The 19,860-nt window shown below is 52.5% G+C and carries 16 protein-coding genes; 6 read left to right on the forward strand and 10 right to left on the reverse strand.

Going from position 1 to position 19,860, the window contains the following annotated elements; translation table 11 throughout:
* Window positions 1–46: 46 nt before the first annotated feature.
* From ACQK2Q_RS11520 to ACQK2Q_RS11530, 3 genes are read right to left on the reverse strand one after another with little or no spacing between them, the layout of a single operon-like run.
* Window positions 47–2,128 (reverse strand): hydantoinase/oxoprolinase family protein, encoded by a 2,082-nt coding sequence (locus ACQK2Q_RS11520; RefSeq protein ID WP_425409889.1) that lies wholly within the window; start codon window positions 2,126–2,128, stop codon window positions 47–49.
* Between the two features lie 30 nt (window positions 2,129–2,158).
* The gene (locus tag ACQK2Q_RS11525) at window positions 2,159–3,013 is read right to left on the reverse strand and encodes a hypothetical protein (RefSeq protein ID WP_425409890.1); all 855 of its coding nucleotides are present in this window, start codon (window positions 3,011–3,013) and stop codon (window positions 2,159–2,161) included.
* Window positions 3,014–3,043: 30 nt separating this feature from the next.
* Window positions 3,044–5,485 carry a TonB-dependent receptor gene (locus ACQK2Q_RS11530; protein WP_425409891.1) on the reverse strand — a complete coding sequence of 814 codons (2,442 nt, stop codon included), beginning with the start codon at window positions 5,483–5,485 and terminating at the stop codon, window positions 3,044–3,046.
* Between the two features lie 272 nt (window positions 5,486–5,757).
* Between ACQK2Q_RS11530 and ACQK2Q_RS11535 the strand changes: the two genes are divergently transcribed.
* Genes ACQK2Q_RS11535 through ACQK2Q_RS11550 form a run of 4 tightly spaced genes read left to right on the forward strand, consistent with a single transcriptional unit; the run spans window position 5,758 to window position 9,570 of the window.
* Window positions 5,758–7,383 (forward strand): GMC family oxidoreductase, encoded by a 1,626-nt coding sequence (locus ACQK2Q_RS11535; protein ID WP_425409892.1) that lies wholly within the window; start codon window positions 5,758–5,760, stop codon window positions 7,381–7,383.
* Entirely contained in the window at window positions 7,380–7,814 is a 435-nt protein-coding gene (locus ACQK2Q_RS11540; RefSeq protein ID WP_425409893.1) for a hypothetical protein, read from the forward strand. The genes ACQK2Q_RS11535 and ACQK2Q_RS11540 overlap by 4 nt, the downstream gene beginning before the upstream one ends.
* A gap of 48 nt (window positions 7,815–7,862) precedes the next feature.
* Window positions 7,863–8,630: an electron transfer flavoprotein subunit beta/FixA family protein gene (locus ACQK2Q_RS11545; protein ID WP_425409894.1), complete on the forward strand. Its 768-nt coding sequence runs from the start codon at window positions 7,863–7,865 to the stop codon at window positions 8,628–8,630.
* A gap of 13 nt (window positions 8,631–8,643) precedes the next feature.
* Window positions 8,644–9,570, forward strand: coding sequence for an electron transfer flavoprotein subunit alpha/FixB family protein (locus ACQK2Q_RS11550; protein ID WP_425411155.1), 927 nt, complete (start codon window positions 8,644–8,646; stop codon window positions 9,568–9,570).
* A gap of 21 nt (window positions 9,571–9,591) precedes the next feature.
* Here the strand turns inward: ACQK2Q_RS11550 and ACQK2Q_RS11555 are convergent, their stop codons facing one another.
* From ACQK2Q_RS11555 to ACQK2Q_RS11565, 3 genes are all read right to left on the reverse strand, one after another.
* The gene (locus tag ACQK2Q_RS11555) at window positions 9,592–11,238 is read right to left on the reverse strand and encodes an ATP-dependent acyl-CoA ligase (RefSeq protein WP_425409895.1); all 1,647 of its coding nucleotides are present in this window, start codon (window positions 11,236–11,238) and stop codon (window positions 9,592–9,594) included.
* A 112-nt stretch (window positions 11,239–11,350) separates the two neighbouring features.
* The gene (locus tag ACQK2Q_RS11560) at window positions 11,351–12,238 is read right to left on the reverse strand and encodes a fumarylacetoacetate hydrolase family protein (RefSeq protein WP_425409896.1); all 888 of its coding nucleotides are present in this window, start codon (window positions 12,236–12,238) and stop codon (window positions 11,351–11,353) included.
* A gap of 9 nt (window positions 12,239–12,247) precedes the next feature.
* On the reverse strand, window positions 12,248–13,189 hold the full coding sequence (locus ACQK2Q_RS11565) for a fumarylacetoacetate hydrolase family protein (protein WP_425409897.1): 942 nt from the start codon (window positions 13,187–13,189) through the stop codon (window positions 12,248–12,250).
* A 271-nt stretch (window positions 13,190–13,460) separates the two neighbouring features.
* Between ACQK2Q_RS11565 and ACQK2Q_RS11570 the strand changes: the two genes are divergently transcribed.
* Together ACQK2Q_RS11570 and ACQK2Q_RS11575 are read left to right on the forward strand one after the other, a co-directional pair.
* The gene (locus tag ACQK2Q_RS11570; protein ID WP_425409898.1) at window positions 13,461–13,940 is read left to right on the forward strand and encodes a nuclear transport factor 2 family protein; all 480 of its coding nucleotides are present in this window, start codon (window positions 13,461–13,463) and stop codon (window positions 13,938–13,940) included.
* Window positions 13,941–14,074: 134 nt separating this feature from the next.
* Window positions 14,075–15,367: an ACS family MFS transporter gene (locus tag ACQK2Q_RS11575; RefSeq protein ID WP_425409899.1), complete on the forward strand. Its 1,293-nt coding sequence runs from the start codon at window positions 14,075–14,077 to the stop codon at window positions 15,365–15,367.
* A 46-nt stretch (window positions 15,368–15,413) separates the two neighbouring features.
* Here ACQK2Q_RS11575 and ACQK2Q_RS11580 read toward each other — a convergent pair whose 3' ends face one another.
* From ACQK2Q_RS11580 to ACQK2Q_RS11595, 4 genes are read right to left on the reverse strand one after another with little or no spacing between them, the layout of a single operon-like run.
* Window positions 15,414–16,577 carry a thiolase family protein gene (locus tag ACQK2Q_RS11580; protein ID WP_425409900.1) on the reverse strand — a complete coding sequence of 388 codons (1,164 nt, stop codon included), beginning with the start codon at window positions 16,575–16,577 and terminating at the stop codon, window positions 15,414–15,416.
* A gap of 3 nt (window positions 16,578–16,580) precedes the next feature.
* Window positions 16,581–18,134, reverse strand: a complete 1,554-nt coding sequence (locus ACQK2Q_RS11585) for a class I adenylate-forming enzyme family protein (RefSeq protein WP_425409901.1) — start codon at window positions 18,132–18,134, stop codon at window positions 16,581–16,583.
* Window positions 18,131–18,541, reverse strand: coding sequence for a Zn-ribbon domain-containing OB-fold protein (locus ACQK2Q_RS11590; protein WP_425409902.1), 411 nt, complete (start codon window positions 18,539–18,541; stop codon window positions 18,131–18,133). Before ACQK2Q_RS11590 ends, ACQK2Q_RS11585 begins: the two co-directional genes overlap by 4 nt.
* On the reverse strand, window positions 18,538–19,404 hold the full coding sequence (locus ACQK2Q_RS11595) for a hypothetical protein (protein ID WP_425409903.1): 867 nt from the start codon (window positions 19,402–19,404) through the stop codon (window positions 18,538–18,540). Before ACQK2Q_RS11595 ends, ACQK2Q_RS11590 begins: the two co-directional genes overlap by 4 nt.
* Window positions 19,405–19,860 lie beyond the last annotated feature (456 nt).

Consider the following 19,860-nt stretch of genomic DNA (forward strand, 5'->3'; position numbering starts at 1 on the left):
GTCGTTTACTCAAGGCGCAATTAATCTGCAAAAACTGTTCGCATAACTAAAGCGTCACCAAAATTGTCATATCGTCCAAGACTTCAGCATTTGCTCCCGGCGGTATCACCGAAGTCGAGCCTTCTTCAAAAATTATAGCTGAACCTTCGATTTTATCTCCGCGGGACAGCGTTCGACGATCTATCACAACCGTATCAAGAGGCTGTTCGCTGGAATCGAAATACACCTTCGTGTGTCGGCGCTCGGCTTTGAGCGATGCATGAGCCGGAACGATGTCAGGGTGAGGCAACGCCCTCCTTCCCACGACTTCAAGTTGAACAACTTCAATTTCCGAGAGGGAATTCGCATGACCGAACCTGACAGTATACTCTTCCTCAAACCATCGGGAGAACTTCTCCTCGAAATCTTCAGGCACGAATAGTTTGTTTTGCCCAGACCCGATTTTCAATGAATGTTCCTGTCCGACATAGCGCAACATTAGCGAATAATCATATTCGATATTTTCGGCGCTGGCGCCCACTCCACCGAGCATGTCAGCTAACGAGGCGCGCATATCAGTCATCATTGAATGAAGCTGGTCCGGAGTAAGCGCCGACAAACGTTCGTTTACCGCAACAGTTTTCTCAAAACGCAGATCGGCGCTTAACATGCCAATTGCGGAATAATGTCCCGGATGCATGGGAATGGCGACTGTTCGTATGCCGACTTCCCGCGCAACTTCACAGGCATGCATGGGGCCCGCGCCACCTGACGCGACAAGCCAAAACTCTCTCGGGTCCCGGCCACGCTCAAGCGTTTGGCGACGTACAGCGGTAGCCATGGAAAGTACGGCAATCTTTAAAACGCCCAAAGCCAATCGCATAGGCGGCAAATTCGCCCTAGCGGCGAGCGACTCGATGGCGTTGTGCGCCGCTTCTGCGTCCAGCGCCAACGCCCCTGACAGATGAGTTTGCGGCATCCGGCCACTGTAGAAATTTGCGTCGGTTACGGTGACTTCAGTACCGCCAAGTCCATAGCAGGCCGGCCCAGGCGAGGACCCTGCGGAACGCGGCCCTACTCTGAGCCGTACATCATTTTCAAGCCAGGCAATCGATCCGCCGCCGGCGCCGACTTCGATAATATCGATACAGGGAACCTGTACCGGGAAACCTCGCGCGTACTCGCCAACCCAATACAAATCAGTTGAAGTGAATTTACCGTTTTCGATAAGACAGGTTTTGGCTGTTGTCCCTCCCATATCGAAAGTGACCAAATTCGCCACGCCATGCGCCATTGCCAAATTTCTGGAAGCTAATGCGCCGGACACCGGCCCGGACTCGACTGTGCGCAACGGGAATTCCATGGCGACATCGAGACTTTGCGCTCCTCCGTTCGAGTCAAGCACGACCAAGTCGCCGTCAAATTTTAATGCGCGCAGTCCGTCATCCAGTCTCGATAGATAATTCCGCATGAGCGGCGCCACTGCGGCGTTGGCGGCGGCGGTCGTAAACCGCTGGTATTCGCGCGACCTTTGGCTGAGATCGGACGATAGTGTAATGGGAATGTCAGGAAACGCTTTGCGCAACGCCGTTCCGATAGCGATCTCGTGCTCTGGTTGCTTGTATGAATTCATGAACGCTACGGCGACCGAATCAACGCCCGCATTGCGCAAGGTTTCGATTAATTCATCAATATCGGCGGTGTCGGGCTTTTGCAGAACATTGCCGAAAGCGTCAATTCGTTCATCAACTTCAAAACGCATTTCCCGTGGAACAAGTGGGGGGTTCCGCCCAAAATCCAAGCAAAAAGGTTCGGGACGCGCGTCGGTTGCAAGTTCATGTATATCGGCGAACCCTTTGGTCGTAACGAGCGCTGTTCGCGCCGTCTCTCTTTCCAGCAGAGCGTTGATCACCAAAGTCGTGCCATGAGCCAGCAAGTCTACGGACGATAGCTCAACGCCGCTTTCTCCGGCAGCCTGGGCGGCTGCGAGGTGCTCGTTACCGCTCGACGTTAATCGCTTCCCGATATAAATTTTTCCATCTGACCCAGCCGCAGCAACGTCAGTAAACGTACCGCCGATATCTATGCCTACGCGGCTAATGGCGCGGACATCGCCGTTTGCCGTGGCTGAATTTTTTCTAACATTCATGGCTGTTCAACATAACAATCATTTAGCGCATCAGCGCTCCAACTTTAGTAACACCCTGGCGGCCTCTGATGCCCGCATCCCTTCGGAAACACCCCGCTCTGCGGCTAATTTATTCGCTGCGGTGATAACGCCGTCGTGATATGTGCTTAAACCATCGCCCATTCGCGCCGTGCACGCGTCCACAGCAGCGCCTGGAAGCCCTTTTTCTCCGACAATTTTCAGCGCTGCTATTCCGGAGTCGTCTCGGCCACGTCCGCCGTCGCTGCAGATAAAACCGCGTGGGAACGACGAAAGCAGATAGGGTACAGCGCTGCGCCCGGTATGCCCTCCGGTGCATAACACGTTGCGTTGTTTATCTTCAGGCAATGCAAACGCAATAGAGTCAGAACACACAATCGCCCCGTCCTCATCTGAATATACGACCGAACGATTAGTGATTTCTGATGGCTCCAGTGATCGTTTTTCACGATTCATATGAATCAACTCTACCGCCTCGCGAACTTTCATTCCTTTTACGACACCGCATCTGTGCGCGGGCTCGTTTACTCTGGACACGATGCCGTTTTCATAGACATCAGCCCCATCTCCCAGCCGCACACTCATGACATCCGCAGCAGCCGCTGGAATGCTTAACGCCTCGTAGTACCACAAGCCTGCAATTGCAGCGCCTTCCGGACCGATGGCGCAATCCACCCCGATCACGGCCGCTGGGCGATAGTAGGATGCGAAACGCGCACATAGCACGCCGCAGTAAGAGCCAGTGACGACAATATCCGTATGTCGAGTTCGCTTATCTACGTCATAAGCTGAATCTACGCAGATAACGTTTTCCAGCTTTGTCGCCGGCCTGTTTATCGACCGCAGGTTTCCTTCACCCTCGCTCATCACCAAACGCCAACCGTTGTCGCCAACGCCTTACAACTCCATGCTTATTTGCACCATCACTGTGCGCGGGTTATCCGCAAGCCCTATAGAATCGGCTGGAATTGCCGCATTCGTCCCTGTTCCGAAACCGGAGTTAGGCAGGTCGAGGTGGCTGCTGATTCGGAAACTGTTCGTGAGATTTCGGCCAATTAGAGAAATCTGCCACGGCCCCTCAGGCTGCCGGAGAATGATCGAAGCATCCACGTTGATATAAGAGTCCTGAAATGACAGCGGCGTCGCGAAGTTCGAGGCAAAATAATCTCCGACATATTGGATATTCGTACCGAGCTCTAACTCAAGAGACCGCGCCACATCGACGGTATAAACGCCGCCGCCGGAAACTGTCCATTTAGGTGCGACCGCAGTGGGCGCGCCGCTTAGGTCCTGGCCAAGAGAAGTCCCAAAAGTCGTATTACAACCGGCGGCTATCGATTGGCCTGTATAACAGGGCGCGATATATTCCTGATATTCAGCGTCATTGTAGTTGACGTCTGCGCTTAGAAACAGCCCGGGCGCCGCAGCAGGCGCGTATTCCATCTCGACTTCCACACCCTTGATCACTGCACTACCGGCGTTCGTTGTAATAAACTGGAACGTTGCAGAATCGAAGAAATCCACCTGGAGGTCTGTGTATTCGGTTCGATAAGCATCAATATTCAATCTGAACTGATTATCGAACAACGTGCTTTTAAAACCGAAATTGAAGCCTTCCGCCTCTTCAGGCTCGAAAGTCAGATCGGATGGCGCTGTTGCCGCAACAATAACAGCGCTCGTTGAAAACCCGCCTGATTTGTAAGCGGTTTTATAGGCGCCGTATATAGTGAGATTGTTCGCGGGACGATAAGTGAGCGTCACTTCAGGCGTTACGTCGTCAAATTCCTGATCCGCCGAAATTCTCAAATCCTGCGGAAACAACCCGCGCAGCGCCGGATGAACATATTCCGACACGACGGTGCCTTCATTGGTTTCGTGAATATAGCGCGCACCCCCGGCAAGCTCGAGCTGCGATGTCAGGTCCCACACAACTTGGCCGAAAAAGGAGAGCGTTTCTCCGGAATTTGCGCCCGGGCGAAGCAGATTAAGAAACTCCAGATCTGCAGGCTGACTTGAATCTGTTAGACCAGCGAGCGTATTAGACTGCAGGAAATCCATTTCTGAATTCTGATAATAGCCGCCCAAAAGGAAATTCAAGGGGCCGGAAAACGTCGACTGGAACCTGGTTTCATTTGAAAACGTATCGACCTTTACACGCTGAGTAGCAGCAATAAAGCTTGTGGGCGAATGAACATTCTGATTGAGCCCCCACAGATTTTCGAACGTGTTGAAGTTGGAAATCGAAGTGAAGGAACCAAAATCAGCATCGTAATTCAGCGCGGCAGTTACCTGAAACGACTCATATTCATTGTAACTAGAACCATCGGGACGGCTGAATGGAGCCTTCCCGGCAATGCCTGTAGGGCTGTTTGGCACATATGTGATGAAATCCCGGTTACACGGGACAGCCGGATTAACTTGTGTAAAGCCAGTACCGTTGCCGCACGCCACCGGAACATAATTCCAGGCGTTTTGCTCGTCTTCCCGACTGGTCCAGCTTGCTTTCAGATTGCCTGAAAAGCGGTCAGTAGGCTCCCAGACAAGCGTTCCGCGCAGGGAGTATTCAGTTGTGCCAGGCCCATCGCCTGCGTTTGGGAATTGTGTGCGCGTTGTAACATCACCTGTCGCCGTATCCACGGTAGTGACCGGGGTCGCAACAGCCTGATTGTCGAACAGGCTTCCAAACTGGGTAAGGGCCTTGAACGCGATGCGCCCCTTTAATGACTCGCTCAGCGGTCCGGAAACGATCGCTTCGCCGGATATTTCTTTTGCGTTGAATTCGTAACCCGCTCGAGCAATTATTTCCAACTCGTCGGTGGGTGAGGCGGTGTTGAGCGAAATCACGCCTGCGGTTGCGTTCTTGCCAAAGAATAGCGCTTGCGGTCCTTTCAGGATTTCAATTCCACCCAGATCAAACATTGCCTCGTTAAGAATAAAGCCCGACCCGTAATACACGCCGTCGACAACGATTGCAGTAGATTGCGGCAATGCAATTGAAGTCGATTGCGAGCCGATACCGCGCATTGAAATAGTGGCGCCGGAACCGTTGGACGCGCGGGCGACAAATAAATTCGGCGTACTGCCGGCGATCCGCTCAATGGAAGTGAGGTTGCGGCGCTCGATTTCATCTTCCGAAATCACAGTCGCTACGACAGGAACGTCCTGCAGGGATTCTTCGCGTTTACGCGCCTTGACGACAATTTCGTCAAGCCCCCCCTGACTCGCCGCCGGTTCAGTTTGTGCATGCGCAATATCAGGCGAGAAAGCAAAGAAACTCAACGACAAGGCTGGTGTTAAGAGCAGATAATTCTGAGTTTTTTTCGTATTTGTAGTCCGCATCGGTCGCCTCCCAAGACAATTATGGTTTTACTCCAGTCGGCGCCGTCGTCAGTCGGTTAACGCTGGCCCGATCGCTCAATTAAGCCGCCATTCGCCTCTTGAACTTTATTCAAATTTTGTGTCACACTGTCATTGTACCGCGGAGGTGTCAAGGTGATTGAATGAATGAACAGACGAGCTTTGGCTTCTTGCGCCAAATAGAGCGAACTCATAACGCAAGGCCGGTCGATATAATTCGGCTGTAAACCTGCGCAAACATTTCGGATGGAAATATGCAAGAGACTGGTACGCCGGATGTTTTGATTATCGGCGCTGGCGCATCTGGCGGCGTTGTAGCAAAACATTTGAGCGCAAACGGCTTTTCCGTAGTTGCGCTGGAGCAGGGCGACTGGACAAGTCAAGGAGACTACCCCGGTCCGCGTGCGGAACATGATTTATTAGCCGGACAAAAATGGAGCGCTGATCCAAACTTACGGGCGACGCCGGCGGACTACCCGATAATACAAGAGGACTCTGACGGCCCTCCCATTATGATGTATAATGGTGTTGGCGGCAGCACTGTCATGTTTGCGGCTGTGTGGGTGCGTCCTACCCCATCTGATTTCCGCGCATATACGCTTGACGGCGTTGGCGACGATTGGCCCATCAGCTATGCTGACCTTCTGCCCTATTATGAATCCACCGACATTGAATTCGGCGCATCCGGTGTTGGCGGCAATCCGGCATACCCGCCCGGCAAACCGCCGCCGCTCCCTTCCCTGCCAATCGGCGACACAGGACGCAAAGCCGCCGAAGGCATGAACGCACTTGGGTGGCATTGGTGGCCAGGCGTTAACGCCATTGCATCGGCGGCACACGGCAACCAGGAGCCATGCAAAAGATACGGCACATGCGTTACAGGCTGCCCGGCGGGAGCGAAGGGCTCGACGGACATAACGCACTGGCCTGAAGCAATTAAGCAGGGCGCACAATTAATAACCGGCGCGCGCGTCAAGGAAATCACCCTGGATAGCAATAATCGGGCGACCGGCGCGGTATACATAGATCGCGACGGAAACGAGCAATTTCAACCTGGGGCTTTAGTAGTGCTCGCTGGAAATGCTATCGGCACATCCAGGTTATTGCTGATGTCGCAATCCTCCAGATTTCCCAACGGGCTCGCAAACAGTTCAGGCCTGGTCGGCAAGCGCCTGATGCTTCATCCATCAGCCAGCGTTGCCGGTACTTTTGACGATGAATTCGAAGAAATGGGCCCCAGCGGTCAAAAAATCGGATCGATGCAATTTTATGAATCGCAGCCCGACCGTGGTTTCGTCCGGGGAGGCTATTGGACCCTTTACGACGGCGTAGGCCCCTATTCCAATATGGTAAGACGCTCCCTTGCTGAAGGCTTATCCGGCGAATCTTTCTGGGGATCGAATTTTGAAACAGCAATGAAAGAATCTGCACGGCATACAATTATGTGGGCCGTCGTGGCGGAAGACCTTCCAGACGAGAATAATTTCGTGGAGCTGGACACCAGTCAAACTGACAGTGACGGTCTAGCTGCTGTGCGTATTCATTACACGCTGGCTGAAAACACGAAAGCCATGATCGATTGGAATTGCGAGAAAATGAAAGAAGCTCTTGACGCGGCTGGCGCAAAGCGGAGCTTTGTTGTGATGCGGAACGTACCGCCAGGGCACGTGCTGGGCACGGCGCGGATGGGCGCTGATCCTGCGTCTTCTGTCGTCGATCCGTGGTGCCGGAGTCACGACATACCAAATCTTTATATTGTGGATGGCAGCGTTTTCGTGACTGCGTTTGGCGTCAACCCAACATCGACAATTGCAGCAATCGCAAAACGCGCCGCTACGCGAATTGCCGAAACTGCCCGCGATCAGGAGACAGCGGCATGAGTGATTCAAAAAACGCGCAATCATTAACCGGCAATCAACGATCCCGGATTGCTGAAATCGCGGACATTTTGATGCCGCCAGGCGATACGCTGCCGGCGCCGAGTGAAGTCGATATCAGTGGAATATGGATAGACAGCGCACTTAATGCTGCGCCGGGAATGCGCGGAGTACTGGACTCTGTTCTTGAAATGCAGGGTTCCGCTGATGCGATTGTGAAAGAACTGCGGGATCGTTCGCCCGAAATGTTCATGGCATTCAGTTTTTTTCTAGCAGGGGCTTACTTCATGCATCCACAAGTGCGAAACGCGCTCGGCTATGAAGGACAGGCGATAGAAGAAAATCCTGTCCTCGAAGGCGAGGCCGAATTCTTTCTCGAGGATGGCTTATTGGAACCGGTAAAGTCGCGTGGTCCAATTTATCGCGAAATCTGAATATTGTTTTGTCGCAACTGTCTGTTTTAGTCGCTTATACGGAATATCATGAAAATCGTCGTCTGCATAAAAGAAGCCAATTACCTGCCGGGCCCAGCGATTCTGAAAGAAGATGCATCCGGCGTGAATCCTCACTTCTTACAGCGCCGCATAAGCGAAGCAGACGAAAACGCTGTTGAGGAAGCATTGAAACTCGCTTCTCAGCATGACAACAGTCAAACAATCGCTATATGCGCCGGAAATGAAAAAACAGAACAAACACTGCGCAAATGTCTGGCGTTGGGGATTCAGCGGGCGTTGAGAATAGACATCGACGACGAGATTTTGCTTGATCCGCTTGCAGTCGCTGCGGCGCTCGCGGAGGCGATAAGGAGTGAAAACCCGAACTTGGTTTTGTGCGGCGTGCAGTCGAGTGATTTAGCGCAACAAGCCACCGGCCCAGCTCTCGCCGCGAATCTCGATTTGCCCTTCACGCCTGTCGTCGTTTCTTTGACAGTTAATCAAGACGGACAAAGCCTTACCGCCGAACGCGAACTCGGCGCCGGAAGGCTTGAAGTCCTCGAAGTCACAATGCCATCAGTGCTAACAGTTCAAACGGGCATGAATACGCCGCGCTCTGCAACATTTGCAAATACCAGAAAATCTAAAAAAGCGCCCGTGGAGACGTTTGACTATAGTGGAAGGCCAAATCCTCGAATAAAGTTGGCGCAAATGGAGCTTCCAGAAACAGCAGGCAAAAATACGCAATTGCTGGAGGGAGAGCCCGCCGCCATCGCGGAAAAAATCAAATCCATACTGAAGGAGGCTGCAAATTAGTCGCCCCATTGTCATTACCGATACGGTTTCCGGTCAATTACATCCTTCTACGGAAGAGCTGTTAAGCGCGTCAGAAAAAATAGGCAAAAAGCCGGCGCTCGCCGTTTTATTGTGGAACACGGCCGACATACCTGAGGCGGCGCTTGGTCTTACCGATCGGCTATATGCTGTAAGAATGGATGTCGCAGAACCGACGATCCATGAGAGAATTCGGGCGCTTGAAGTTTTGTTCAAGCATACGGACTGCCAAGAGGCTTTATTTCCGAATACATGGGATTTCGCCGCAGCATGCGCTGCGCTAGCAGTGAAACAGGACGCAATATTTTTAAACGAGATAATTGACCTTTCGCGGAAAGACGACGGGACCGTGGTCATCAAACGGCCAATATTCTCGGGCAAAGTCAATGCTTTGCTGGAATTGTCTCCTGAGACAGCCAGTATGTTGCTGCTTCGCAGCGGGTGCTGGCGGCCGGAGCCGAGGCCCACGCGCGATACAATCGTTGAAGATGTCAATGTAAGCCGACCTGAAAGTCACGGTGTGAAACGTGTAAAAATTGTTGAGCCGGAGCAAAGCGACAATGATTTGTCATATGCTAAAATCGTATTCGGCGTAGGGCGCGGGCTCGGCACAGCGGAAAAAGTCGCACTGGTTTCGGAAGCGGCGCAGCAATGCGGTGCGGCGGTGGCTGCCTCGAGACCGCTTGTCGATTCAGGGCTGTTGCCCCGATCACGACAGGTTGGTCAATCCGGACAGTCAGTGTCTCCCAAAGTATATGTAGCGTTTGGTATTTCCGGCGCTGTGCAACATTTGGAAGGCATCCGCAACAGCGAAACCATTATAGCTGTAAACACCGATGAAAATGCGCCCATATTTGCCGTCGCCGACTACGGATCACACGCCGATGCGGTGGACATCGTTAAAAAGCTAGCCGAAAGCTGAGATGATTGATCCGCTTCGGAGTTAACGCTCTAGCTGAATACCGGCCTTTTCCCGATCCCAGCAGTCAGCGGTGACGCCTTCCGCTTTCAACTTATATTTTTCTACGCGTTCGCTTGGCGTCTTGGGAAGATCAGGTCTGAACGCCACATAACGGGGAACTGCAAAGTAAGCCATACGCTCTGCACACCAATGAATAATATCCTCTTCGGTTGCATTTTGGCCCGGCTTTAGTACGACGACCGCTTTAACTTCCTCTTCTCCCATATCGGAAGGCACGCCAACCACGCACGATTCAAGAACGGCCTGATGAGAAGAAATTACAGATTCGACTTCAAACGAGGATATGTTCTCGCCGCGCCGTCTTAACGCCTGCTTTTTTCTATCTTCGAAGTAGAAATATCCCTCTTCGTCGCGACGACCGAGATCGCCAGTATGTATCCAGCCGTTCTGAAGCATATCAAGTGTCGCCTCAGGATTCCTGTGATAGCCTGCTGTTCCTACCCACATTCTGTTTGAACGCGCAATGAATTCACCCACTTCACCCGGCGGAAGCTCCATGTCGTTCTCGTCGACGATGCGCACATCCCACCCGGTAATAGCCTTTCCGCAAGAACCCGGCCGGGGAGCGTCGAAGGGTGACGCGAGACAACAGTAACATTCCGTCATCCCGTATACTTCAAGCAATTTTGTTTGAAACCGCTTTTGAAACTCCTCCCACTGGCGTTGCGGCGCAGCGGCGCCGAGCATTAACCGCACAGGATTATCCGCGTCATCAGGGGTTTCGTCGTTCTTCAACAAAATTGGCAGCATGCTGCCAATGTAGTTTGCAGCAGTGCATTCCCATTGGCGGCAGTCATTCCAGAAACGACTGGCTGAAAATCGCTCGACAATAACAGCGGAAGCATCAGCCATGATGGACGAGCCAACGGTCAGGCCCTGCGCATTGCCGTGAAAAAGCGGGAGTCCCGAATAAAGAATATCGAGATCCGTGTATCGCGCATAATTAACCGCCTCCCTCCAAATATCGTACCAGTAATGGTGGCTGATCATCACCCCCTTGGAGCGGCCGGTTGTGCCGGAAGTATACAGAATACTGGCCAGATCGCGATAACTGACATTGATATCGGGCAAATGAACGGGAAACGAGTTTAATTCATTAAATGAAATTGTTTCGATGCCTGGCATATCGAATGCCGGGGCCCCAACGCGCACGATGGTTTGCAGTTTGGGCAGCCTATCCGCCACCTGCTGGATGCGTGCGGCGTAATCTGCGTGGACGATGAGCACTTTCGCTTCCGAATGATCGACCTGATAGGCGAGCCCCTCCCCACGCAAAGCCGTATTAATCGGAACCTCTACTGCGCCAATTTCATTAGCGCCGAACCAAGAGTAAAGAAATTCCGGACAATTCGGAAGCATGATAGCGACTTTGTCCCCGTGGGAAACGCCCACTTTCTGCAGCCCGGTCGCTACGCGCCGCCAGGTTTCAACAAGTTCGCCAAGGGAAATGCCGCAATTACGAAATTGAAAAGCCACATGGTTCGGGCGCCGGCGCGCTTTGTCCTTTATGACATCGGTCAAAACGCGGTCGGTAATCGCATAGTCCTGGGGGCGCCAGGATTCCCATCGACGCGCCGCAATCTCAGTTTTGTCGTCCCAGCGTCCCATAGATTTAGGCGTTCGATGATTTATTGCTAAACCTTGTCAGGCGATACTTTCGATATGTCCGGTTGACTTGCAGGCGCGACATCGGCAATTCCATGCGCAGCAGCGGCGCGGTTTAATATGTCTCAACAGGGTTTTCAATTTCACAAATTGAAGCGATGCCGCTTCGGATTACATCGCCGTCCTGCAGCCATCTTTCCGGAACTTCTCCATGACCAATAGATTCTGCAGTCCCAGTTAAAACAACGTCGCCCGGTTCAAGCGTCATCCCGAAGCTTATTTCAGAAAGAATTTCCGCGGTTTTGAGAAGTCCGGATTCAGCATTCCCGCTTACGGCCATTTTATCGTTGAGCCACAACCGGCAGGCCAGTTCCGGCACACTTACATCATCGGCGGTAACGACAACCGGTCCCCATGGAAAGAACGTATCAAGCGATACAGCCTTATCCCACTGACCATGTTTGCGTTTAAGGTCGTAGCTATTAATATTGGTGGCCACGGTATAACCGAACACATTGTCCAATACATCGTCCGTATCCGCAAAAAGCGTGCGCGCGCCCATGATTACGGCGACGTGCGGTTCTGCATGCACCTGCGATGTAAGCTCGCGGGGCCACGTAATCGGCGTTCCAGGATCCGCCACCGCAGAGGGGGCTTTAGTGTGATAGCGGAGTTTTGGTTTGCCGTTCCTGGTGCGTTGAGCCACAAACTCGTCAGACGTATTCCCGCCGGCGATCAGAATATTCTGATGAGGCCTGTAAGGCGCGTGCAATAAAACGTCTTTTATCGGTCGACACCAACTCTCATCGACCGGCTTCGGGAAACTCCCGGCCATTTCACGCAGCAACGGCAAATACTCTGTGTTTGCAATGCCGAGCAGACTTGTATCTTCCGGTAAACGGATGTCCGCATGATTCCCGGCGGCTTGAAGGTCAAAAATGTGGTCATCGACCAGAAATCCCGTCGCCCGATCGGCGCCCGTACTATAGGTAACAAGTTTCATAAAATTTCCCTACGATGCGCCTGCAAGCTTAATCCTGTTCGTCAGCATGCCGATTCGAGAAATCTCCGCCTCCAGCAAATCGCCATGTATCAGCCAGTCCTGAGGTAATTGCTCAAACCCAACCCCAGGGACAGTGCCACAGATGATGACTTCACCAGGTTCAATCGTCATTCCTTGTGAGAGTACTTCTATCAGCTTGTCGATCTTGTAAATCATATCGCCCACGGGCCAATCCTGCTTCAGCTCTCCGTTCAGCCATTGGCGCATGCGCAACCGGTTTGGATCGCCAGTTTCGCGCGGCGTCGCAATTACCGGACCCAGAGGACAAAAGCCGTCCAGACTTTTTCCGCGGTGATATTGTTGGTGGCCTAACTGCAACTCACGGGCGGATATATCATTTGCAATTGTGTATCCAAAAACCCAGTCGTAAGCGTCAGCGACAGACACGTCTTTGCCAGTTTTGCCAATGACCACGGCAAGTTCCAGCTCGAAGTCTACGGTTCGGGTGGACCTTTTGTCGAAAACAATATCCGCGTTATCGCCGATGATTGAGTTCACCGCCTTGGAGAAATACTCCACATGAGGCGGAGCGATGGCTGGCCGCGGAATGCGCGCAAATCCATTTGCAAGGTGCTGATAGTAGTTTGCGCCGACGACCCACGGATTTTTCCGTGGGATTAAGGGCGGCTCAAATGTAACGCTTTCTTTTGTCCACCACCACTTATCCTGCGCGTCGGATGGGAATTCCCCGTCACGCAGCGTGTCGTAAAAGCTTTCGAGTTCCGCCCAGTAATCCGGACCTTTTTCAATCACTCCCAAAACGGTTGAGGGAAGCGATTCGGCGATCGAACTACCCTGCCCCGCCGCGCAGTCCCTGATCGAAACAACGCGATCTTCAACGACAAACGCCACAATTGAATTTTTGTGAACACGGGTTGTGGCAAGGTACATATAATCTCCGCAGCAATCAGCCAATCGGGAAAATCCGGACTTCCTTAAGCGGCGCGGACCTGCTTCGCAATAATCAATAATCGCAGGCGCATATGACGATTATCCCGCCACAGCCCCGCCAGCTCCGTCGCCGACATTTTTGAATATTATTAAAATTTTTGCCGGTTGTAAATACGTTGCGTTCTTATGAGGCCAGGGCAGAGAAATTTTTCTGAACTTTCTTCAAAATCTCATATAGGCTTATAACTGCATTTTGATTCAAGGGATGTTCATGGATAAAACGCTAAAGACCGACGCTCAGTCATCCGTTCTGAGACAATTATCTGATGAGCGTGAAATTACAGCGATCTTGTATAAATACGCTTTTGCGCTTGACCAGAAAGATTGGAAAGCGCTTGAGGACTGTTTTCTCGAAAATGCGACTGCGGAATACGACATGGTCGGTGCGCTTTCAAATTACAACGAAATTGAAGCCTTATGCCGGCGAGCCCTCACGCCCATGACTCAAACGCAACATCTTATAGGAAATGTATCAATTTCAGTTGTAGACGACCATGCCTCGAGCGTTTGTTACCTTCAAGCCCAGCATGTTCGATCGGGTTATCCGGGAGGAGACAAGAATATAATTGCAGGACAATATTTAGATAAGTTTATCCGTACAAAGCATGGCTGGAAAATTCAGCATCGAATCCTGAAAATTCAGTGGACCTTCGGAAATGCGGATATCCACGACTTGGGAGGAGACGGATGAGCGAGCGCAGTGCGTCGCCGAAGATATCGCGATTCTAACAGGGACGAGCGCAGTGCTTGATTTTATCGTTACGAGCGCAATATTTCCAAACGCGCCTTACTCTACCAGATCAATTTAACTAAGAAACGAAATTTATGAACGCCGTTAAAAACGAATCCTTCGCTGAGCCGCCCAGTGGCTGGCAGACACGTTTCAACGTGATCGGGCTTTGTTTTTTCGCCACGCTTATTTGTTATATTGACCGCGTAAATATTTCTATCGCCGTCATACCCATGGCCGCAGATCTCGGCTGGGATCAAACCCTGCGCGGTCTCGTGCTTTCTGCATTCTTTTACGGGTATTTAGCGACACAAATTCTGGGCGGCTGGCTGTCAGACAAGTTCGGCGGGAAAATTGTACTCGGTATTGCTGTTTTGACATGGTCGTTTTTTACAGTGATCACACCGCCCGCTGCGCTTGCTGGAGTCGCCACCTTGTTATTAGCGCGTATCGGCATGGGGCTTGGAGAAGGGCTGGCGTTTCCTGCGATTTATTCGCTTTATGCGCGCTGGGTCCCGCCAGTTGAACGCGGCCGGGCCGCCGCCTTAAATTTCAGCGGCACGTCGTTCGGCACCATTGTCGCACTTCTTGCCACCCCATTGATTGTAGTAAAGTTCGGATGGCAATGGGTCTTCTACATTTTCGGCGCATTGGGGTTTTTTTGGTTTGCAGCGTGGCGTGTATTTGTGACCGACGGGCCGGATTCCCATCCGAAAATCACGCAGAGCGAAAAGTCCTATATTGAACGCGATCAGACAATCGCGCCTAAACAAGATAAGGATGTCTGGCGCATACTTCTTTCCAAACGACCTGTTTGGGCGCTCATTCTTAATCATTTCTGTTTCACATGGGGTTTTTATGTAATCTTGACCTGGCTGCCAACCTACATAAACGAAGGCCTGGGCGTCGAAGTCAGCGCTGTCGGCTACTATGCTGTCGTTCCGTTCATTGCGAATGTGGCTGGCTTTACAATTTCGGGAATTCTTGCTGACCGCATGATACGCAAAGGTGTCTCTATTTCGCGTGTGCGGAAGATCATGCAGATTATTTGTTTTGGCGGGCCGGCCGCGGCGCTGGTTTTGATTAATTGGGTCACAGACGCTGAAACAGCAATGGCTGTTATGACCGCAGCTTTATTCTTGGCGGGTTTTGCGGCTGGAGGCTTTCTGGTGAACCATCTTGATATCGCCCCGCGTCATGCTGGCGTATTAATGGGCATCACCAACACAGCCGCCACTCTTCCGGGCATCATAGGCGTAACAGTCACGGGAATGATCCTCGACGCGAGCGGCTCGTGGGCGCTCGTCTTCAGTATATCCGCACTGTTATATTTGCTCGGGCTCATACTTTGGCTATTGTTTGCGAGCGGCGAACGAATAATCGAATGATTTCAAGATCTCGTACAAGAAACCGCCACGGTGCAAGCTTCGCCGTTCAAGCAGGTTCGCGTCCCAGAAGGGCGACATTATAATACTGCGCGCCAGAACCGGCGCCGCCCGCTAACGCAATGTCACAGTTTTTCACTTGACGGCCATTCGCTTCGTTACGCAATTGATGAACAGCTTCGACAATTTTCAGGGTTGGTCCGCCCCATCCGATATGACTGTAGGAGAGCAAACCGCCATCGGTGTTAACGGGCATTTTTGAGTCGGCTCCGACGCCAACTTGTTTGACATAACCGGCGGCCTCACCCGCATTGCAAAAGCCAAGGACTTCCATCTGCCGAAGCACCTCGAAAGAATTGATATCATATAACTGTGCAACGGAAACTTCGTCCCTTGAGACGCCGGCCATTTTAAACGTCCGTTCGCCAGCCTCTGTTCCGATTGTCCAGACTTCGTCATAATCCGGAGGATTCACATATTGTTGCCGCTGGTACTCGCAAGCGCCGCCAAGAATCCACACCGGCGCGCGCGTATCCCGGGCTATATCTTTTGACGTCAGGACCATCGCCGCAGCGCCTTCCGTCGCTAGGCATAAATCCAATAAGGTGAAGGGCGTTGCTATGGCCGGCGCAGCCAAAATATCTTCGGCCGTATATGGCCCCCGCCCGTACATCACAGCCTCTTTATTTTCGTGACCCCGGTTACGTATCGCCGCAGCAACTGCAGCCGCTGCTTCACGACTTTCTGGATAAGCCTTACAATAGCGCTGCGCCACCAAAGCGAATTGGACCGCCGTAAAAGCGCCCCACGGTTGAACAAACTCATTTTCCGGACGGGTATAAGCTGCAACGCTTCCGGTCTCGTCTTTAATCGACGCTTGTCCTCCGACCACCAAGACAGTGTTGCACAGGCCCGCCGAAATGGCAGCGGCGGCGTCAAGCAGAGCCGGAACGCCCTGGGGATAGGTGTCCTGCACCCAACGGACCTTCTGGTTCAATAATGTCGACCAATCGAGCGATCCGGGATGCATGACCGTCCCTCCCGGACCGGGCCAACGCCCGGCGACGCCGTCAATGTCCGAAACGTTAAGTCCAGCATCATTCAAAGCGCCCAGCGCCGCTTCAAGACAAGCGGATAATGCAGAACGTCCTAAACGGCGTCGTTGTTCAGTCGTGTGGACGCCAACGACAGCGACATCCTGTAGACCCGTCATGGTTTAACTCTTTGCATTCAGCGCGCCGAAACGTTCGCGTAGTTCATTCTTGGCGATTTTTCCGACTGCATTTTTGGGAAGGGCGTCCAAAAGCTCTATTCGTTCTGGCCGCTTGAATGAGCTAAGTTCACTATTCTCGGCAACAAACTTCAACAATGCGTCTCTGTCGGCGTTAGCGCCCGACTTCAAAGCAGCTACGGCGACAATCGCTTCTCCCCATTCTTCATCCGGCACGCCGATCACGGCAACTTCCAGAATATCCGGGTGACGATGCAAGACGGATTCGATCTCTACAGGCGCAATATTATAGCCGCCCCTGATGATAAGGTCTTTTTTTCGGTCAACAATGTAAAAGTAGCCGTGCTCATCAATTTCTGCAATGTCGCCTGACCTTATCCACCCGTCAACGAGCGTGGACGCGGTTCTTTCGGGGTCCCTAAAGTAACCCTTCATCATATATGGCGCAGCAAAGATAACCTCGCCTCGTTCGCCAGGCGCTACGTCGTTGCCTTCTTCATCAACAACACGAACGTCAATCGCATATGAGGGTTGTCCAGCGGATCGGAAAAGTTCCGTACGCCCATTTAACGCCGCAAGATGATCTGATTTGCGCAACATGGTGCCTATAGAGGCGATTTCAGCCATCCCGTATAGCTGATTGAATATCGTTCCGAAACGGTCAACCAGCTGCGCTGCTTTATCAGGCGACATCGGCGCCGCGCCGTAACCGAGTGTTTTCATCGACTGTAGACAATTACTATCAGGCGCAGATTCCAGAAGGCGATAGAGTTGGGTGGGAACCAGGTAGGAATGAGTTGCGCTCGTCTTTTGGGCGAGCCGTACAAAGTCTGCGGCGTCAAAGCGCCGACTATCGACGAAGCCTACGGCGCCGCCCATCATCATGCTCGGCGCAAGGGTGATATTGACTGACGAATTATGCGGAATCGCCAACAAATATCGGGAATTGCTGTCGAGCTCGTATTCTAGTGCGGCAACGCTGGCATGTTGCAATATGCGCGCGTGATCGAACCAGACGCCCTTTGGCGTGCCGGTGGTTCCGCTGGTATAGACAATGCAAAAGTCGTCTTCCGGACGGACATGACGCAAACTGTCTGGCTCTCCGTCAGCCGCTTTTTGCAATACTGAATTATAGCTGTGCTCACCTTGAGCGGCATCGATATCGACAATGCGAATTTCACTACCGGCGCATAATGCTTCAGCGCGCTCCCGAAATTCTCCTGCGACCACCAAGGTGCGCGGCGCGGCGTTCTCGAAGACATTGCGAAGATCCGCATCATTCATCCGGAAATTCAACCCAACATAGGTAAGCCCGGCCTTCGCTACACCCGCCAGTATTTCCGGCACTTCGATCCGATTGGGCAGCCATACAGCAACGCGCTCTCCCTTTTCGAGCGCAGCGCCGCCCCGAAGGAAATTTGCGAATCGATTGCTGCGCGTATCGACATGTTTCCATGTGAATTCACGCTTTTCGTCAAAGGCGGCGGTACGATCCAGATATCGGCGCGCAGAACGCGCGGTAGCGAGGCCGACGTTCATGAGCGCTCCTGTTTGACAAGTTCGAATACCGGGACGGTGACGCCGTTTTTCAACTTTTCAAAACAAACTGATACCGGATCGCCGATCCTGGGCGCGTCAGGCGCGCAGTTTACAATGTTGGTCATCATCCGCCATCTTTCTTCCAACGCCACCACCGCCACAATATAGGGCGGCTCGCGTTCTCCGGTCGGCGCGCGATGCACAACCGTAAACGTCTCGACGACGCCGCTTCCGCTGCTAGGTTGATAACTCCACGATTCCGAATAGCATTTCGGGCATGCCAATTGCGGAGCAAAAAAATTGAGGCCGCATTGATTGCAAACAGGCCTAACCAAAATGCTTTCCCGCGCCGCATCCCAAAACGGCCGCGTGAGCGAGCTTACACCGGTCGGCAATGCTTCATTCACTTTGCGTCAAACTCCTGAAGCAGTTTGCTTGCGGCTTCACGCGCACTCATTCCTACACTCACTCCGCGCATGCGCGCATGCTCGTTGCAAGCCACGATGACGCCGTCGTAATAAGAAGAAAAAGCGTCACCTAAGGCGGCGCTTTCGGCCGATACGCTGGCGCCAGCCAAGCCATGTTCATCTACAATGGCCAAACCCGCTGTTCCGGAATTATTTTTTCCGCCGCCTCCGTCCGAACATATAAAACCCCAGGGACGAAATTCGAGCAGGAAAGACGCGCCCGATGTGCCGGTGTGCCCGGCGGTGACCAAAACGTTTCGATTACGATCTTCCGGTTTGGCGTGAATAATAGAGTCCGTGATTACGACCTGCCGCCCGGTCTGAGACGTTTCAACAGTCTTCCGCCTGATAGTCGCCCCAGGTGTTATATCTCCGGGGTCATTCTCAATGAGCAGCTGAGCGGCCTCGGAGACGGACTGGCCCCGTTCAATCCCGCAATTCTCAGCGAATATGTTCATCCGGCTGATTATGCCCGCGTCATAGAGATCGCGGCCATTCCCCAATTCGGCGGAACCGCCTTCCGCCGCTGCTGCAGGTATCCCTAACGCTTCCAGATAAAAAAGCCCTTGTATGCCTGCTGCATCTTTACCGATACCGCCGTCGTGGCCTATTACACCCCTCGGGCGGTGCGGAGCGATCAGCCGGGCCGGTAAAACACCGATGTAAGATGCGGCGACGACAACGTCATTATCTCTGTTTCTGGCGTCGACGTAACGCGCAGAATCCATCGCCACAATTCTCCGGCCATTCGCTTCAGACAGAACGTGATGCGGATGATCCTCCGTCTGCAACAAATCGCTCATAATCAAAGCTCCAGGTTAAAAACCAGCAATCTGCTCAGTTTACAGACTTTATCCCTCAAATTACCGCGGAAAACAACGATAAGCGAACAAATCCACACAGCGCCCAAACCATAACAACTACATGACTCGGTCTACTCTAACTGACGGCAATTCAAACTGCAGCGAAACCCGCCAAGCCTTGCCGTTGCCTCATGTCCTCATAGTTTTTGAATTATATTCAATTTTTCAGAATTGAACATAGAGCCTGGCGTCTGTCAAGCAGCCGTAAAGAAACCCCGATTGTGCAGCCGCTTTTTCATGCAACTTTCGGCGGGCGACGTGTAAGCGCCATTCGAAGAGCGAGGCAAAAATGATCTTATCATCTGCGAAACCAATCGAACGTGCGAGCGTGCGCAGGATCATTTTACCCGCGAATGATACGATTTACGGTTCCGCGTTTAACAAGCATCTCGCCGA

It is taken from the genome of Hyphococcus sp. (assembly GCF_965228385.1).
In the GTDB taxonomy this organism is placed as follows: Bacteria; Pseudomonadota; Alphaproteobacteria; order Caulobacterales; family Parvularculaceae; genus Hyphococcus.

What these genes read in the sequence shown, in the direction of transcription:
- ACQK2Q_RS11520 (WP_425409889.1), bottom strand. Translation starts at nt 2,128, where the DNA reads ATGAATGTTAGAAAAAATTCAGCCACGGCAAACGGCGATGTCCGCGCC.
- ACQK2Q_RS11525 (WP_425409890.1), bottom strand. Translation starts at nt 3,013, where the DNA reads ATGAGCGAGGGTGAAGGAAACCTGCGGTCGATAAACAGGCCGGCGACA.
- ACQK2Q_RS11530 (WP_425409891.1), bottom strand. Translation starts at nt 5,485, where the DNA reads ATGCGGACTACAAATACGAAAAAAACTCAGAATTATCTGCTCTTAACA.
- ACQK2Q_RS11535 (WP_425409892.1), top strand. Translation starts at nt 5,758, where the DNA reads ATGCAAGAGACTGGTACGCCGGATGTTTTGATTATCGGCGCTGGCGCA.
- ACQK2Q_RS11540 (WP_425409893.1), top strand. Translation starts at nt 7,380, where the DNA reads ATGAGTGATTCAAAAAACGCGCAATCATTAACCGGCAATCAACGATCC.
- ACQK2Q_RS11545 (WP_425409894.1), top strand. Translation starts at nt 7,863, where the DNA reads ATGAAAATCGTCGTCTGCATAAAAGAAGCCAATTACCTGCCGGGCCCA.
- ACQK2Q_RS11555 (WP_425409895.1), bottom strand. Translation starts at nt 11,238, where the DNA reads ATGGGACGCTGGGACGACAAAACTGAGATTGCGGCGCGTCGATGGGAA.
- ACQK2Q_RS11560 (WP_425409896.1), bottom strand. Translation starts at nt 12,238, where the DNA reads ATGAAACTTGTTACCTATAGTACGGGCGCCGATCGGGCGACGGGATTT.
- ACQK2Q_RS11565 (WP_425409897.1), bottom strand. Translation starts at nt 13,189, where the DNA reads ATGTACCTTGCCACAACCCGTGTTCACAAAAATTCAATTGTGGCGTTT.
- ACQK2Q_RS11570 (WP_425409898.1), top strand. Translation starts at nt 13,461, where the DNA reads ATGGATAAAACGCTAAAGACCGACGCTCAGTCATCCGTTCTGAGACAA.
- ACQK2Q_RS11575 (WP_425409899.1), top strand. Translation starts at nt 14,075, where the DNA reads ATGAACGCCGTTAAAAACGAATCCTTCGCTGAGCCGCCCAGTGGCTGG.
- ACQK2Q_RS11580 (WP_425409900.1), bottom strand. Translation starts at nt 16,577, where the DNA reads ATGACGGGTCTACAGGATGTCGCTGTCGTTGGCGTCCACACGACTGAA.
- ACQK2Q_RS11585 (WP_425409901.1), bottom strand. Translation starts at nt 18,134, where the DNA reads ATGAACGTCGGCCTCGCTACCGCGCGTTCTGCGCGCCGATATCTGGAT.
- ACQK2Q_RS11595 (WP_425409903.1), bottom strand. Translation starts at nt 19,404, where the DNA reads ATGAGCGATTTGTTGCAGACGGAGGATCATCCGCATCACGTTCTGTCT.